Genomic DNA, 13049 nt, shown 5'->3' with positions numbered 1-13049 from the left:
TGTTGAGAGCCGCGCTTGCATCTATCAATGTATGCCAGCACAGCTACTTCCTCAAACCTTACATTTCCGCCTACAGCGACATAGCCAATATCATCTTTCAGCGAATACGCTTTGCGCTCGCTGATATTCAGCATCTTAGCCACATCGCCCGGCTTTAATAGCGGCTGCATCGCTACCTCCAGGCACAAAAAAACCGCCAGTTGGCGGCTTACTAATTGGTGGAAAAATCAATACGGCGCATTTACCGGCTATCCACTAGAACCATGATTGAATCTTCTAGGAAGGTTCTCATCTCGTCTTCTTTCAGCATCGTACTGAGGCTTGATAAAGCGCTGGTGGCGAGAAGCTGAAAATAATGCCTTTGCGCTTCCTTCGGAACGTCTTTATCGAAAATGGCTTTTTCAACCTTTTCTGAAAGTAGCTGAATATGCTCGCGCGGCGCGGCAGAATCATCCATGTTTGGTTGGATCTCGACATAAATTCTGCTTGTGCCTTTTCTGCTGATTATGCTGTTGTATTCAGCCGCTATAAAAATGCTGTCACAGCTATCGCAAAAACCGCTGGATTGGGTGAATTTCCAGGATGCGGAATGATGCCCGCAATAAGGACAAACAAAGGCGCCGTACTTGCCACCAGCCTGTCGCACCCATATGTGGGAATGGATTAAATTAGTCATGTGGCCTAGAGCCCTTTTATTTTTTCATGTACTCATCTACTGCACGAGTGAAGACTTCCACCATGCTCATTTCATTTGCGACTGCAAATGACTTTAATCGGTGTCGAAACTCAGGTGAGACGCGGAAATTACAAGGCACCTGCTCTGCACTGTCCATTTTGCTGTTGGCGTTACCTGTGACGCATAAATCTGCTGAGATTGGTTTTGCCTGCCCACATAACCAACTTTTCAGATGTTTTCTCGCCCACTGATCTACTTCAGATGATCGCCAGCGTGCAAACTTCCCCCTTGCTAGCATTGGCTTAGGAAAGCTTCCCTCGCTTACCCATTGCCAAATAGTTGGCTCGTCCGCAATAAGAACGTCAGTGAGATCTTTTACGCTTAAAATCTGATCTTTCATAAATCCTCCAGGCACAAAAAAACCGCTCAATGGCGGCGGTAGTCTTTGAATAATCGTGTAGATAATCGCCAGCGTGGCGTATCAGGAATAAGCCGCCGCTGCCTCACTATTGCGGCTATCCGCTTGGCGTTGGGTAGCTGATCGAGCATCTTGGTACTCCTTACAGCTGACGATAATGCGATGCTTGCTTTTGCTCAGTATGGGCATTGAAGAAAAGGGCAGGTGGCCACAATCGGCAATGGCGTGACGGCAGGCCATGCACATCGTTGGTTTTGGGTAATAGCTCATTTCTCTCCTAGGCCACCAGCGATCCAGTTGCTTTGATTTTCGGCAAAGCGTCGATGCGTTCGAAAAGCGTGTCGGCCTTTGCATCGTCGGCTTTCTCGAAGCGATAGAAGCCTGCTTTCTTGGCAGCTTCCATAAAGTTGGGCGTCATGTTCCGCAACGCTTCGTCTGGTAGCTTCGTGGCGCTACATGGCTTGCCGTTTATAACGGCAATGGCATGGACGCGCTCAAGGCAGTAGCCCGTTGAGGCCTCGGTAATATTGATTGTCGCGCTTTCTTCATCGCAAGCGAGCCAGGCAAAGGCCTCTATGGTTCGCCCTTTATGCTTACCCTCAGTGACTTCCGCTTTTAAGTCACCCAACGCGGTGGCCATCTTTACTTTGCCTCCCGCGACTAACAGGCGTTTATCATTTTCGTCATCGCCGATGATGTGCGTTGTGATATTCAGTTTCATGATTCTCTCCTGTCACTAAATCTGAAAGGCCCCGTCTCGTGGGGCTAACGGCTTTGCCTATGCCTACTGATTAACAGTCAACTCGGCCCGCGCAGGCTGACCCCATGCCAGCAGTTGCAGGGTAGAGCTAAGGAGGGGCGGCATATCTCCGCTGCACTGGCTTATTGGTACAAATAAACCACGCGCCTCCCGAACCGATGTGCAAGCGGTTAGGCGCGATGTGTGTATTCGGTATTTGAGCGCCCCGATAAGGCGTCAGTTAAAAGGTATTTCGTCGTCAAAGTCGTCGTACTGTGCAGGGTTGGGAGCGCCGTATGCCAGTTGCTGGTTATGTTGCGGTGGGTGTTGGCCGTGGGGCTGCCGTGGAGCGCCATAGCCTGAGTTATTCGGCGGCGGCTGTTGATAGCCACCGCGCTGCTGATTCTGAGGCGGTTGCTGGTGCACGCTTTGTTGTGGCGCTTGCTGCTGCCCGCCGCTATCCAGCATTTGCATATCGTTAGCGACGACTTCCGTGGTGTAGCGATCTTGCCCGCTTTGGTCTTGCCATTTGCGGGTTTGGAGTCGGCCTTCGATGTAGACCTTTGAGCCTTTTTTCAAATATTGCTGGGCAATTTCTGCCGTTTTCTTGAACAAGATGACGCGGTGCCACTCGGTTCGCTCTTGGCGTTGGCCGCTATTGCGATCCATCCAGCTGTCACTGGTGGCAATGTTGAGATTGGCGACGGCGGTACCGCCCTGAGTGAAGCGTACTTCTGGGTCTTGGCCCAGGTTGCCAATCAAGATGACTTTATTAATGCCTCGGGCCATGTGCCCTCCAAATGAAAAGGGCCCGAAGGCCCTGTGTGGCTGGGTGCTTCCGTTAAGGCTGGAAGGTACCCAGTAGGCACTCGCTTTCCGGCAGGCCGTCAGTGACTAGTGCAGCGAACTCGGCGGCGATCTCTTCTTTGGCGGCATCCAGCGCGATAGCGCGCAACCCAAACGATGGCCCGCCTTTTGTCTTGCTGGAAACGCGCATCGCCAGTGTGCGCTCTGTTAAGCCCTCGTAGGGTGTTAGCTTCCAGTAGATAACGGCAGGCAAGCGTTCGGCGTTCTTTACGGTGACGCTGTTCATGACGCCAACTCGGCTGGAATGCTCTTGCTTTTCGCTCTCAATGTTGGTGAGATCTTCTAGGCTGACTTTCCGGAAAGCGTGAATTACCTTGCTACGCTCCAGAGGTTCGCCTTTGCTGTTTTCAAACTCCAATAGATGGCCCCAATCTTCTACCAGCTCGACCATTTCCTCCTGGTCGAAGGTGCTGCCGTCGGCATTTAGGTAGGCAGTGAACTCTGGTGTTTTGGGCAGGTTCAAGGTGGCGGAATGATCGCAGTGGCCAGGGCGCTCCGTACTGCCGATATCCAGATAAGAGCATGCCGCCATGGCGTCGCGGTCAATGAATACCGATGCTCCGCTCTGGCGACCCGCCACGTAGGCAATAAAGTCTTTCAGCCCTTTGGTTCTGAACTGCCCACGAAAGCGGCGGCGCTGGTCTTGGTACTTTTCCATATCCACCAGCTTGAAGTTGTCGCCCACGATCAGCGCGTGACCCTCGGCGGCTTCGGTACCGGTTTTGTGGCTGGCTTCAATGTGCTGCAGGGCTTCTTTGGTCAGTGACATTAGTGCTGCTCTCCGTGGTGGGCATCTTTACGATGCGGGTGGCCGATCATGTCGAACTGGTTTTTGGGCTCCAGCGTCATTTCGCCGCCCGTGTTCACACACATGACCGTTTCAGTGGTGTGTTCTTCCGACTGCATTCCGTGCTCGGTCGGGATTTTGAAAGCGAGCTTATGAGTGATGCCGACTCTGCTTCCGGACCCGATATTCTCGACCGTTAGGTCAATCGAGACTTTGGCTTTCTTCTTGGGGTTATCCGTTGCAGCGGCTGCTGCATGGCTCAAGACTTTGCCCAGGCGTTCAGCCAATACGCCGCCGTCCAAGTCCTCGATGAACTTGGTCACATCAGTGGGATGAGACATTGCGAGTTACCTCATTGAGGTGTGGTGAGTAGGGCCATAGGCCCAAGGGTGGGGAATGAGTTAAGCGGCTTTCGCTTCGTGATCGAGCAGGTGCCAGTAAACCTCCATGCAAGCGCGGGTATCGGCCATAGCGCTGTGCGCATTTTCCAACTGCTTACCGGTGAAGAACTCGTAGGCTTCAGATAGCTTTGGTGACTTGTAGCCATACCGGCCTTTGGGTGGCATCTGCATAATGGGTTTGGCCAGAAGCATAGTGTCGGCAAACTCTTCTTTATCGGCCCACGCCTCTGCGTCGCCTTCGCTCATATAGCGTTTGGCGGCGATGCGGATAATGCGCTGATCAAAGGTGCGGTTGTGAGCTACCCGTGGGTACCGGCCCCAAAGCTGAAAGAATAGGTTGAGGGCTAGGGATTCATCTACACCGACAGCGGCAGCATGCTCATGTGTGATGCCGTGAATATCAGATACCTCGGTAGGAATTTCCCAGCCGTCAGGAGCAATGATCAAATCTAGTGTGGCGATTTCCTTACGCGTGTCGGTGTCTGCAAGGATTGCGGCGAGCTGCACCAGGTGCGGCTGGTGTTCGCTTTCGCTGGGAGATTTCCAGTCGGGTAGACCAGTGGTTTCAGTGTCGAAGAAGAGAACAGGGTTCATAGTAGGCTCCAAAGAAAAGGGGCCTTGAGGCCCCTTGTGGTAGGAAGTATTAGTTGGTTAAGCGGCTAGTTGATCCATCGCAGCGGAATAGCCAGACCAGTTATCGACGCCCATGGCTTCTAGTGCGCGCAGCTTGGCTTGGTCGGCTAGAAGCAGGTCATACTCGCCGCGGCTGATTGTGACTGTTTCAGTTTTTGGAGCCGGTACCGTGGCCTTGGTGTAGGAGTCAGCGGCGGCGCTCAAGCGGCTAGTGTTCAGCGGCTTATGCTCAGCAGCGGCGGGCATTGGCTCAGGTTCAGGTTCAGGTTCAGGTTCAGGCGCTGGCTCTGGTTGAGCCTTACGCTTCTCTGCCGCTTCGCGTTCAGCTTTCTCACGGCGCAATTCTTCAAGCTCACGTTGATCAGCTGCGCGCTTCTCTTCTTCTTCACGCAGGCGCTTGCGATCAGCTTCTACCTGGGCTTGCTCTGCCGCAAGCCGTTCACGTTCCAGCGTTTGTCCGTGCTGCTCGCTAATGCGCTTTAGCACTTCGGCTTTGGCGTCTTCGGCTTCCGCAGTCACATCAAAGTAGCCGTCTACGTCGATGGCCACGGCGGCATCGTGCAGATCAGCCAGGCCGTTTGAATCAAGCCCAACGGCGGTATCCAGAAAGCTCCAAATTTCCACATTAATACGCTCTCGCAGCTTGGCGATGCGTTCCTGCTTTTCACGCTCAGCGCGCTCGTCTTCTGATTTTTTGGCGTCTTTAAGAGGCTGCTCTATTTCACGCAGCTTCTCGATCAGGTCTTTACCGTAGCTGTTCACGCGCTCAATGAAGTCACGGTGCGGCTGTGTAATCTCCTTGCGTAGCTTGTCGGTGCTAGTTCGGTAACTGGTCAGCTCGCGAATGCCTTTCTTGCATAATTCGTAACCGTCTTTTGTTTGCACGTTGGGCACCGTGCCGTACTTCTCACGCAGCCCTGCAAGGGCCTGCTCTACGGCATCTAGCTCGATCAGCTCGCCTTTGTAGTCGGTGTTGGGGGCTGCGTTAGTCATGGGTCGCTTCCTCTTTTTGCTGTTTGGCTTTCTCTTGCTCGGCATAGACGCGGGCGATACCTTCATCGCGGGCTTTGATGATCATGTCTCTGCCTTTGTCGGCTTCCACACGGGCAATGCTGGCTTTATCAGGCAAACGATTGAGAATGCCGGTGGCAGCCAGCTCGATGCTTTTGGGATGGGCAATTTTGTTGCGCAGGGTGTCGCATTCACGCTTGAGCCAGTCGGCATAATCCTGCCGAAGCTTATCTATCTCAGCGTCTTGGTTTTCAGCTACTGCGATGCGGGTAGCTGCTTGCTGTGTCTCGGTGTAGTCCTTGTTATCGAACTTGCCGTAATAGACGTCTGCCGCGAAACCCAGCAGTGACAGGCACTTCTTGATTGCGTCTGTGATCGACTTCTTCGGCGCTTCGCCATCGGTCTTCCACTTTCCGGTGCCTGTGCGGTATACGGCGCGGGTATGGCCAAACTGGGTGACTTCGCCGCGCTCGCCATGCCAGCGATACCAGAGTGCTAGGCGTATGGTGTGAGTTTGTTCATGGGCGATTAGCTGGCCCTTGTTGTCTAGCACTGGTGCGCCAATGTCGTAGCGTTCATCTTCGATGCGGTAGCCCCAGCCAATGCCCATGGGGCCAAATAGCTTTGTGGCTTGCTCGATGACATACATCGCGTCCAGCGTGGTGATTTGCTGGCCATCGACGCTGGCTTCTTTGATAGCCGTGGTGGGCGTTTTATCGACCTGGTGCCAAAGCTTCAAGTGGTCGGCGCTATCGACCACGCGATAGCGCCCCGAAGGCACCCGTAAGCGCGGCTTCTCGTTGGTTGGGTTCATGGTTTATACTCCCCAGTGATCTATCTCGACGTTGATCAATGGCCCCTGACGTGTTCGCGCACGAAAGGGGCTTTTTAGTTTTCGCGGCTTGGCTCTTTGTCCTGAGCTTCCGCCAGCAGCTTGCCTAGCTCAACGTGGTCATTGACGTTCAAGCTGGTGCTGCCTTTGGTGACGTAGTAAACCGCCACGCCAGTTTCTTCATCCCAGCCTGCTTTGCCTGTGAGACGCCATTCGCTCATGCCGCCTCCAAATTGTCAGTAATCAGGCCGTCGATAATCTCGATGCGCTTATCCCTGATCTGCTTAGCCAGCGCTAACAGCTCGGCGTCATCCTTCGCCTTGATTAAGGCGTCCAGCGCTTCCGGTATTTGCTCTAGCATCCGCTCGTCAACGTCGCTAGGGTCATGGCCACCTGGAAGCCAGCCGTCCGATAGATACTCGTCAAACGCCTGCACCATCTCTCTCTCAAACGCATCGCGCTCTACGCTGTCGTCTGGCGGGTCGAGCGGTAGGTCAGGTACTCGCATATTCATGCGGCGTGCTCCTGTTTCTGAGTCGCAATAAAAGCGGTTAACTGTTCGGCAGCCTCTGCCTCATTACTGCCATACAGGTGCGCTATCTGCTGCCCGCTAGAAAAGATCATCACGGACACGTAGCGGTCACCGCTTGCGTGATACGCAGTGCTGACAGACACAAAAAAACCGCTCAGGCGGCTGTATTTGTCGGCTAACTGGTGTAGCTGGGCGAGTGCTCTCATGGCGAAACCTCCTTCGGTGCCGTAATGACTGCTAGCCAAACGCAGCCCGCAACACCTAGCGAGAATGTAATAGTGAGTAGAGCGGCTAAATAGATCGGCATCACGGTGCAGGCCGCAGACCAGGGCACGACTCAGCAGCGATGCCTCTAAAATCTGGATGGCCGGTGCGATCTAGCGGATCAATGCCGCGTGATTCTTCTGCCTGCCATACAGCCACCTCAGCGCAGTAGGTGCGGTGCAGGCTCTCCTTGTCAGCCGCGCCCAAGTTGGCCGCTAGCACCATGCTGCCGATGATGACCACCAGTGCGGCCACGCTAAGGGTTCTCGTTGACATATCTCGTCACCTTGTAGATCAAGTGGAAGGGATAACCGCGACGCTTAGCGGCTCGCTTAGCATTTTTGCGGCTACAAAAAAGCCCCAGATGGGGCAGCGGTGTAATGATGTTTCCGCGCTGTTCGCGAAGGATGAAGGCTGACCTTATGTCTGCCAGACCTCTCTTAGCTCACGCGCCAAGCGCATATCCGCTAGCCGCTGGTCTAGCTCCATGCGACGCCGGTAGCGGGTAGCGGCGCTATCGTCTGCTTGCCGCTTTAGCTTTTCGTTGCTGATGGCTTTAACGGGTAGGTGTGGCATTGGTGCGCTCCAGGGCAGCAAGAAGGGCGTCGGCGTTCAGTACGGCGTCATGTGCAACACCATGCTCATCGCAATCGTGAGGGCCGGATGCCAACAATCCCTGCATAGCCAAGCCTGCAAAGTGCTCACGCTTGCTTAGCCCTTGGCCTATTGCCGCGTAGTCGCCAGCGCGCTCTGACTCTACAAAAGCTGGCATATCTGCATTCTTCATAATTCACCTCTCTAATTAGGCGCGCTGCCTCGCGGCTCTCGCAGTGCCAGTGCAGGTTAATGAGGGAAGCAGCGCGGGAATGGCTATAGGTCGTCTTGAAGCGCACCAGATTGGCAAACAGCAATTGCTTGCTGGCAGCGCTCTACGTCAAACATCCCGATATGGCATTCATCGCGGGGAATGCCCATCAAGTCGGCCAGCTTCTTGTAACGGCCACCTCTAGCCATTCCTTTCTTGTAGCGAAGGTCTTTCTGGTGACGCACCTCAAAGCGCTCTTGCCAGATAGGGTCAAAGGCTGCGTGAGCGCGCTTCTTCCAAGTGCGTAGCTCGGAGTCAGCCAGACGGCCTAGCGGCTTTTCGGAGCCTGGGTGAGCGCCCACATAGGCATCGCAGGGCTGGCACTGGTAGAAAACCTTGTGAAACAGATCGGGGCGATGCGGGTAGATGGCTTCGCCGCTTACTTTATTGGAGAGCTCGCTGCAATAAGGGCAAATGGGGGTAAGTCCGTTCATGTCGGCCTCGTTTGATGGGTGTAAAAAAGCCCGCAGGTTAGCCAGTCGTGACGCTATGCGCTGTTCCTGGTGCGGGCAAAGGCATATCCGTATGCAAGGAGTTGATGCATGGCAGCATCGGAAAGGGCTCGGTTGCCGACGCGCTTAGCTCAAAGCGCTCTGAGTGAGCGATACTCACGGGCCAAACCCTTACCGATGCGCCCTATCGCTAGGCCGCTGATGCACCGCCTTACTTCTTTAACCGCCTGTTAAATTGGCTGGGTTTATGGTGCATCGGTGGAACACGCTGTGATCACGGCTACGCTCCCTTAAATAGACGGCAGGCTCCGTGCAGCGCACTCCCCGATGCCGCCTGTATTCTCGGCCCAGGCGGCAGGCTCTTGGTCTCACTATCGCAGGTAGCGCGTATTGCTCAGTCGCGGTCCGCGGGAACGTCCACATATTCCCGCGTCGGCGTGTATGGGAAGGTGATATCTACGCTGCTTCCTTTGCCGGTGAAGCAAGCTCCATTAGGCTCGCGGAAAATGCGCGCCTCAATATCGTAAGCAGTGCCATCTGCACGCATGAATACGTGGCTGCAACGCTTGTTCTGGGCTTTCATTTCGCCGCCATAATCAAGCTCTACCCATTCGTCAGGCTCGCCGGTGAGCGGGCCTAGCGGCTCGAATCGAAGCAGCTTTTCCAGCGCCGACACGGCATAGCCAGCCGAAAATCCGCTATGACCCTCAATAGCAAACAGTTGCCCCATACGGACTAGATGGGCGCGCATCATGTTTTGCATAGGTTCGTCTGTGTCTGGAACCTCACGTTTAACGTGATCAACGTACTTGCTATCGCCTGCTAGCTCATCCAGCAGTGCATAAAGGCGCTGCTCTTTCTCTTTCTGTTCGCTCATACCCACCTCCTGTTGATTAGCGGCTAGTCGATATAGCCATTAGCCGCGCACAGAGGCGGCAGCACTTCGTGATTAGAACCTGCCGGATACTCAGCTTTTAGCTTCTCAAGGGCATAGCCTTCATGATCAGCTCGGTTATTTGAGGGCAGGCCGTCTGTGTGGATGCTGGCCTGAAGTGTTTTGCCTTTTTCGTTTAAGTATCTAATCCAGATTGTCATACCGCTCTCCTGTGATCGTGATCAAACATCGGGATGGGTGGTCGGAGCTAATCCCGACACAGACGCCTGTTCAGGGCGTCAACAGCCTCACTAGAGCTTCCCCTCCGTACACTGCTGCACGGCTACCTTTTTCGCCTTAGCTTGCGCATTCACCCATCCCGATGCCCGCTCAGTGAACGGGCTGGTCTTGCTGTATTCGTGAAGGAAGTCAGGATTCGAACCTGATAGGCGGTTAGGCCAGATATCCCTGGGTAGGTAATCGCACTTCACCACAGTGTCAGCTCCCTTCCGAACGCCCACTCTTGCGAATGGGCTTTTCGACCATATTGCTAACGTCCGCAAAATGGTTGGCTTAACGTCATCGCCTATCGGCGCATCTCAGCTATTGGAAACGTGCCCAATTCGCTCTCGGCTCCACCCTATGTGTCAGACGTTCGGGCTTCATCGCGTCGGCAGCTAACCGGCTGCTCGGTGTGCTTATAAATATGGGCCAACCCATAATTACAGTCAAGGGGAATAACCATATTTTTTATCCTGACAATAAAAAACCCGCCTCATGGGCGGGTCTGTTTGAAAAAAAATGCGCTAGAAGTTGATTTGCCTACACATAGCGACGCCTACTTCAACACCTAAGCTGGTAGGGGCGTTCTCTGCAAAATACATAGAGCATTGTTCGACGCTGCTTCTGGCATCTTTTTTAGATACCAAATGCTGGTCGTTTGCCCAAGCAATGCCAATGGCGAGGCCAGAGACGAAAGCGCCTAGCGTTATGAACGTTCTTAGCATCAGTCAAAATTCTCCCACCAAAAAACACGACCCAGGACTTTAGGGGCGTCTGGGTCACTTAGGCTGTATGTCTCTTCGGGGTACTCTACGGAGTTATCGCTGACGACACGGAGTCGATTTAGTGGCAATCGGTAAAGACGTTTGACGCGAAGCATCCCGCCGTGATCTAGCACAAATATCTTGCCGTCGATGACTGATCGACAGCCTTTATCAATACCTAGTGTCGCGCCATCGTGAATGGCGGGCATCATAGAATCACCCCTAGCTACAGCCAGTGCTGCGTTTTGCGGCTGGACGCCAGCGCGAGCTAGACGCGGCAAGCTAAAGCGCTCTTGAGCGCCATGGTTTTCTATAACCTGCGTCGCCCCCTGGCCCGCTGAAAACTCAACCTCACGTAATAATGGTAATAAAACCTCGTCGGCTCTTAGTGGTTCGTTACCTTCAATTATTTCAGTGTCAATCAGCTCGGCGTCAGGCGAGATTGCGGCATCTAGCATACTTCCCGCTCCTGTAGCCAGCCAGCGCGCATCCACATCTAAGGCGTGCGCAATTTGAACAAGTTTGCTGGTCGACAGCACCTTGCCCGTTTCTAAGTTTGAGATCGTCGTCTGATCTAGCCCCGTTGCTTCAGATAAACGGGCCTGGCTCATCTTCCGATGCTTTCTAGCCTGCTTGAGGCGATCTTTTAATTCCATGGCTGAATTATTAGGGGATAGCCCATACGCTTGCAAAGGGGTATAACCATATCTATCATTAGGGGAATACCCATAGGGAGATAGGCCATGGACCCGCTTTTCAATCGGCTGGTTGACCACTTCAAAACACAGACCAAGGCTGCCGAGGCGCTTGGCGTAGACCAAACCACCGTTTCTGGTTGGGTGCGCGGAAAGCATGGAATGTCTCCTGCTGTAGCCCTACGAGCCGAAAAAATCACAGAAGGAAAATTCAAAGCCGCTGAGCTTTGTCCGTCTGTTTTTGGTAGCGGTCAAGCCGCTTAACCCCAACCGCCTGCCTGTGAAGGCCGCGATCTCAGCAAAAACGAAGAAGGAAGCCTCAATGCTGAACCGTGAACCTCGTATTCCCACTACCCGCAAGGCGGAAGGCGAGCACCTGGATAACCCTGCTCGCGTGCGCTTTAAGGATTCGGAATACCTCGCGCTGGAACAGGTAGCCGAAATGCGCCACGGGGGCGTTATCTCCCATGCAATACGGGAGTGCGCCTTAGTGGGCATGGAGGTGATTAACCTCCGGCAAGACGTGCTGCTAAAGCGATTGGCCGAAGGCCAGAGCATGCAAGCCGCACAAGACGACATGGTGGAAGCCCTCATGGCGCACCTCATCGAAAACCGCATCACTGAGCAGATGATGCAGCGCTTACGCGCCTAGCAGAAGGGCCGGATTAGGCCCGAGGAGTGACTGTGAACCGTGCAGCATTAACGCGCACTTATCGGCGCATGACGCCACAGCACCAAGAGGTGGTTGCACAGGAAGCATCGCGGCGCGGGGTGGCAGTAGAAGACGTGATGCTTGATCACGCGATTGCTATCGCGGGGCCGCTGAAGGATCAGCTTTACAGCTTACGGCGTAGGCAAACGTTACGAGCGGTTTAGTGCCAGCGGGCTAACGCCCGCTTTTTAGGGGCGATATGAGGCCCTGTCAGGTCGTCTTGAGATAAGCCATAAACGACAAAGCCCAGCAATAAGCGCTGGGGAGCGTGCTGGGCTTTGAAGTAAATCATGTGAGTTAATTATGACTAATACTGCTGAGATTTTCCAGTTTCCACGTCGAGAAGACGTCGATAGGCCGGAGCCTGAGCGCTCTGGCAGGGGGCCACAAGTGGAGGATGGATACACTCGCATAGCCAATGAGTTGTTCGATGAGATTATTGGAGCGCCAGTTACTGATCGTGAACGCCGCGTAGTGCTAGCCGTGGTTCGCTTGACGTATGGCTGGAACAAAAAGAGTGATCGCATCTTCGCGGAGGACGTTGCCAAGCTAACCAAGATGCATGAGTCCCGTGTTTCAAAAGTGATAAGTGAGTTAGTTCGTCGCAACGTTATTTTCCGCAAAGGTGGCAGCCGCTCACCGATCACTTTGAATAAGGATGTTCCAAGCTGGGAACCTTCAAACGGCTCAAAACGGAAGGCTCCGACAAAAAGAGCCGAGTCGGCCCAAAATGAGCCGGTTAAACCAGCCCAAAATGAGCCGACCTATAAAGACAGGAAAGACACTAAACCCTCTTCACTACGTTCAGAGGGTGAACCATCCGCATCGTCTGAGCTTGAGCTAACGCCACCGGATACACCCGAACCAAAACCCAGCGCGGCCCCATACCCCGATGACTTCGAGGCGGCATGGTCGGCTTACCCGAAACGAGCTGGCGGAAACCCCAAAAAATCAGCCTTCAAGGCGTGGAGTGCTCGCCGCAAGCAGGGCGTGCCTGCCGAAACCATGCAGGCTGGCGTGGAGCGCTACGCCCAGTTCATCCGTGCCAAGGGTGACGAGCGCACCGAGTTTGTCATGCAGGGGCAGCGGTTCTTTGGGCCAAACGCCGAGTATGACAACGACTGGCTGCCGCCTGCTGCCCGCACACCTCAGCGCCAAGATGGCCGCATGGGTTTTGCTCAACCGATGCCGGTGGGTTCTTACGGCACCAACGACCTGGAACTTCCAGCATGGGCGAGGGATTAA

Annotated in this window: 25 protein-coding genes; 4 read left to right on the top strand and 21 right to left on the bottom strand. The window is 54.2% G+C overall.

Annotated elements, in window-relative coordinates; all coding sequences use genetic code 11:
- Positions 1–241 precede the first annotated feature (241 nt).
- The 20 genes from J4377_RS13755 to J4377_RS13665 form a co-directional block, all read right to left on the bottom strand.
- A complete protein-coding gene (locus tag J4377_RS13755) occupies positions 242–676 on the bottom strand; it encodes a hypothetical protein (protein ID WP_253485982.1) in 435 nt (144 codons plus the stop codon).
- 16 nt (positions 677–692) lie between these two features.
- Entirely contained in the window at positions 693–1076 is a 384-nt protein-coding gene (locus tag J4377_RS13750; protein ID WP_253485981.1) for an AlpA family transcriptional regulator, read from the bottom strand.
- A gap of 26 nt (positions 1077–1102) precedes the next feature.
- Positions 1103–1225 carry a hypothetical protein gene (locus J4377_RS18865; RefSeq protein ID WP_301271685.1) on the bottom strand — a complete coding sequence of 41 codons (123 nt, stop codon included), beginning with the start codon at positions 1223–1225 and terminating at the stop codon, positions 1103–1105.
- A gap of 146 nt (positions 1226–1371) precedes the next feature.
- Entirely contained in the window at positions 1372–1815 is a 444-nt protein-coding gene (locus J4377_RS13745; RefSeq protein WP_253485980.1) for a hypothetical protein, read from the bottom strand.
- Between the two features lie 255 nt (positions 1816–2070).
- Positions 2071–2622, bottom strand: a complete 552-nt coding sequence (gene ssb, locus J4377_RS13740; protein ID WP_253485979.1) for a single-stranded DNA-binding protein — start codon at positions 2620–2622, stop codon at positions 2071–2073.
- A 52-nt stretch (positions 2623–2674) separates the two neighbouring features.
- Complete coding sequence (locus J4377_RS13735) at positions 2675–3469, bottom strand: DUF2303 family protein (protein WP_253485978.1); 795 nt, start codon at positions 3467–3469, stop codon at positions 2675–2677.
- Positions 3469–3828, bottom strand: coding sequence for a hypothetical protein (locus J4377_RS13730; protein WP_253485977.1), 360 nt, complete (start codon positions 3826–3828; stop codon positions 3469–3471). Before J4377_RS13730 ends, J4377_RS13735 begins: the two co-directional genes overlap by 1 nt.
- Before the next feature lie 60 nt (positions 3829–3888).
- Positions 3889–4482 carry a 3'-5' exonuclease gene (locus tag J4377_RS13725; protein WP_253485976.1) on the bottom strand — a complete coding sequence of 198 codons (594 nt, stop codon included), beginning with the start codon at positions 4480–4482 and terminating at the stop codon, positions 3889–3891.
- Between the two features lie 57 nt (positions 4483–4539).
- Positions 4540–5514 carry a hypothetical protein gene (locus J4377_RS13720; RefSeq protein WP_253485975.1) on the bottom strand — a complete coding sequence of 325 codons (975 nt, stop codon included), beginning with the start codon at positions 5512–5514 and terminating at the stop codon, positions 4540–4542.
- Positions 5507–6346: a hypothetical protein gene (locus J4377_RS13715; RefSeq protein WP_253485974.1), complete on the bottom strand. Its 840-nt coding sequence runs from the start codon at positions 6344–6346 to the stop codon at positions 5507–5509. The genes J4377_RS13720 and J4377_RS13715 overlap by 8 nt, the downstream gene beginning before the upstream one ends.
- Before the next feature lie 74 nt (positions 6347–6420).
- Positions 6421–6585, bottom strand: a complete 165-nt coding sequence (locus J4377_RS13710; protein ID WP_253485973.1) for a hypothetical protein — start codon at positions 6583–6585, stop codon at positions 6421–6423.
- Positions 6582–6878 carry a hypothetical protein gene (locus J4377_RS13705; protein ID WP_253485972.1) on the bottom strand — a complete coding sequence of 99 codons (297 nt, stop codon included), beginning with the start codon at positions 6876–6878 and terminating at the stop codon, positions 6582–6584. Before J4377_RS13705 ends, J4377_RS13710 begins: the two co-directional genes overlap by 4 nt.
- The gene (locus tag J4377_RS13700) at positions 6875–7102 is read right to left on the bottom strand and encodes a hypothetical protein (RefSeq protein ID WP_253485971.1); all 228 of its coding nucleotides are present in this window, start codon (positions 7100–7102) and stop codon (positions 6875–6877) included. Before J4377_RS13700 ends, J4377_RS13705 begins: the two co-directional genes overlap by 4 nt.
- A gap of 100 nt (positions 7103–7202) precedes the next feature.
- Positions 7203–7436, bottom strand: a complete 234-nt coding sequence (locus J4377_RS13695; RefSeq protein WP_253485970.1) for a hypothetical protein — start codon at positions 7434–7436, stop codon at positions 7203–7205.
- A gap of 144 nt (positions 7437–7580) precedes the next feature.
- Positions 7581–7736: a hypothetical protein gene (locus J4377_RS13690; RefSeq protein WP_253485968.1), complete on the bottom strand. Its 156-nt coding sequence runs from the start codon at positions 7734–7736 to the stop codon at positions 7581–7583.
- Complete coding sequence (locus J4377_RS13685) at positions 7717–7947, bottom strand: hypothetical protein (RefSeq protein WP_253485967.1); 231 nt, start codon at positions 7945–7947, stop codon at positions 7717–7719. The genes J4377_RS13690 and J4377_RS13685 overlap by 20 nt, the downstream gene beginning before the upstream one ends.
- An 83-nt stretch (positions 7948–8030) precedes the next feature.
- Positions 8031–8459, bottom strand: coding sequence for a zinc-finger-containing protein (locus J4377_RS13680; protein ID WP_253485965.1), 429 nt, complete (start codon positions 8457–8459; stop codon positions 8031–8033).
- A gap of 412 nt (positions 8460–8871) precedes the next feature.
- Complete coding sequence (locus tag J4377_RS13675) at positions 8872–9354, bottom strand: hypothetical protein (protein WP_253485963.1); 483 nt, start codon at positions 9352–9354, stop codon at positions 8872–8874.
- A gap of 23 nt (positions 9355–9377) precedes the next feature.
- Positions 9378–9572, bottom strand: a complete 195-nt coding sequence (locus tag J4377_RS13670) for a hypothetical protein (RefSeq protein ID WP_253485962.1) — start codon at positions 9570–9572, stop codon at positions 9378–9380.
- 785 nt (positions 9573–10357) lie between these two features.
- Positions 10358–11053, bottom strand: a complete 696-nt coding sequence (locus J4377_RS13665) for a helix-turn-helix transcriptional regulator (RefSeq protein WP_301271684.1) — start codon at positions 11051–11053, stop codon at positions 10358–10360.
- Positions 11054–11140: 87 nt separating this feature from the next.
- Here J4377_RS13665 and J4377_RS13660 point away from each other — a divergent pair, with 87 nt between their 5' ends.
- Genes J4377_RS13660 through J4377_RS13650 form a run of 3 tightly spaced genes read left to right on the top strand, consistent with a single transcriptional unit; the run spans position 11141 to position 11968 of the window.
- Entirely contained in the window at positions 11141–11356 is a 216-nt protein-coding gene (locus J4377_RS13660) for a YdaS family helix-turn-helix protein (protein WP_253485958.1), read from the top strand.
- Positions 11357–11414: 58 nt separating this feature from the next.
- A complete protein-coding gene (locus J4377_RS13655) occupies positions 11415–11744 on the top strand; it encodes a hypothetical protein (RefSeq protein WP_253485957.1) in 330 nt (109 codons plus the stop codon).
- A gap of 32 nt (positions 11745–11776) precedes the next feature.
- Positions 11777–11968, top strand: a complete 192-nt coding sequence (locus tag J4377_RS13650; protein WP_206049596.1) for a hypothetical protein — start codon at positions 11777–11779, stop codon at positions 11966–11968.
- Here the strand turns inward: J4377_RS13650 and J4377_RS18860 are convergent.
- Positions 11965–12096 carry a hypothetical protein gene (locus J4377_RS18860; protein WP_301271683.1) on the bottom strand — a complete coding sequence of 44 codons (132 nt, stop codon included), beginning with the start codon at positions 12094–12096 and terminating at the stop codon, positions 11965–11967. The genes J4377_RS13650 and J4377_RS18860 overlap by 4 nt on opposite strands.
- An 11-nt stretch (positions 12097–12107) precedes the next feature.
- Here J4377_RS18860 and J4377_RS13645 point away from each other — a divergent pair, with 11 nt between their 5' ends.
- Positions 12108–13049, top strand: a complete 942-nt coding sequence (locus J4377_RS13645; RefSeq protein WP_253485955.1) for a replication protein — start codon at positions 12108–12110, stop codon at positions 13047–13049.

The organism is Halomonas sp. XH26, from assembly GCF_024138895.1.
In the GTDB taxonomy this organism is placed as follows: Bacteria; Pseudomonadota; Gammaproteobacteria; order Pseudomonadales; family Halomonadaceae; genus Vreelandella; species Vreelandella alkaliphila.
This window is presented reverse-complemented; position numbering and strand designations above follow the sequence as displayed.

Excerpts from the sequence above, each read along its gene's own strand:
- J4377_RS13755 (WP_253485982.1), bottom strand. The coding sequence starts at position 676 with ATGACTAATTTAATCCATTCCCACATATGGGTGCGACAGGCTGGTGGC.
- J4377_RS13750 (WP_253485981.1), bottom strand. The coding sequence starts at position 1,076 with ATGAAAGATCAGATTTTAAGCGTAAAAGATCTCACTGACGTTCTTATT.
- J4377_RS18865 (WP_301271685.1), bottom strand. The coding sequence starts at position 1,225 with ATGCTCGATCAGCTACCCAACGCCAAGCGGATAGCCGCAATAGTGAGG.
- J4377_RS13745 (WP_253485980.1), bottom strand. The coding sequence starts at position 1,815 with ATGAAACTGAATATCACAACGCACATCATCGGCGATGACGAAAATGAT.
- ssb (WP_253485979.1), bottom strand. The coding sequence starts at position 2,622 with ATGGCCCGAGGCATTAATAAAGTCATCTTGATTGGCAACCTGGGCCAA.
- J4377_RS13735 (WP_253485978.1), bottom strand. The coding sequence starts at position 3,469 with ATGTCACTGACCAAAGAAGCCCTGCAGCACATTGAAGCCAGCCACAAA.
- J4377_RS13730 (WP_253485977.1), bottom strand. The coding sequence starts at position 3,828 with ATGTCTCATCCCACTGATGTGACCAAGTTCATCGAGGACTTGGACGGC.
- J4377_RS13725 (WP_253485976.1), bottom strand. The coding sequence starts at position 4,482 with ATGAACCCTGTTCTCTTCTTCGACACTGAAACCACTGGTCTACCCGAC.
- J4377_RS13720 (WP_253485975.1), bottom strand. The coding sequence starts at position 5,514 with ATGACTAACGCAGCCCCCAACACCGACTACAAAGGCGAGCTGATCGAG.
- J4377_RS13715 (WP_253485974.1), bottom strand. The coding sequence starts at position 6,346 with ATGAACCCAACCAACGAGAAGCCGCGCTTACGGGTGCCTTCGGGGCGC.
- J4377_RS13710 (WP_253485973.1), bottom strand. The coding sequence starts at position 6,585 with ATGAGCGAATGGCGTCTCACAGGCAAAGCAGGCTGGGATGAAGAAACT.
- J4377_RS13705 (WP_253485972.1), bottom strand. The coding sequence starts at position 6,878 with ATGAATATGCGAGTACCTGACCTACCGCTCGACCCGCCAGACGACAGC.
- J4377_RS13700 (WP_253485971.1), bottom strand. The coding sequence starts at position 7,102 with ATGAGAGCACTCGCCCAGCTACACCAGTTAGCCGACAAATACAGCCGC.
- J4377_RS13695 (WP_253485970.1), bottom strand. The coding sequence starts at position 7,436 with ATGTCAACGAGAACCCTTAGCGTGGCCGCACTGGTGGTCATCATCGGC.
- J4377_RS13690 (WP_253485968.1), bottom strand. The coding sequence starts at position 7,736 with ATGCCACACCTACCCGTTAAAGCCATCAGCAACGAAAAGCTAAAGCGG.
- J4377_RS13685 (WP_253485967.1), bottom strand. The coding sequence starts at position 7,947 with ATGAAGAATGCAGATATGCCAGCTTTTGTAGAGTCAGAGCGCGCTGGC.
- J4377_RS13680 (WP_253485965.1), bottom strand. The coding sequence starts at position 8,459 with ATGAACGGACTTACCCCCATTTGCCCTTATTGCAGCGAGCTCTCCAAT.
- J4377_RS13675 (WP_253485963.1), bottom strand. The coding sequence starts at position 9,354 with ATGAGCGAACAGAAAGAGAAAGAGCAGCGCCTTTATGCACTGCTGGAT.
- J4377_RS13670 (WP_253485962.1), bottom strand. The coding sequence starts at position 9,572 with ATGACAATCTGGATTAGATACTTAAACGAAAAAGGCAAAACACTTCAG.
- J4377_RS13665 (WP_301271684.1), bottom strand. The coding sequence starts at position 11,053 with ATGGAATTAAAAGATCGCCTCAAGCAGGCTAGAAAGCATCGGAAGATG.
- J4377_RS13660 (WP_253485958.1), top strand. The coding sequence starts at position 11,141 with ATGGACCCGCTTTTCAATCGGCTGGTTGACCACTTCAAAACACAGACC.
- J4377_RS13655 (WP_253485957.1), top strand. The coding sequence starts at position 11,415 with ATGCTGAACCGTGAACCTCGTATTCCCACTACCCGCAAGGCGGAAGGC.
- J4377_RS18860 (WP_301271683.1), bottom strand. The coding sequence starts at position 12,096 with ATGATTTACTTCAAAGCCCAGCACGCTCCCCAGCGCTTATTGCTGGGC.
- J4377_RS13645 (WP_253485955.1), top strand. The coding sequence starts at position 12,108 with ATGACTAATACTGCTGAGATTTTCCAGTTTCCACGTCGAGAAGACGTC.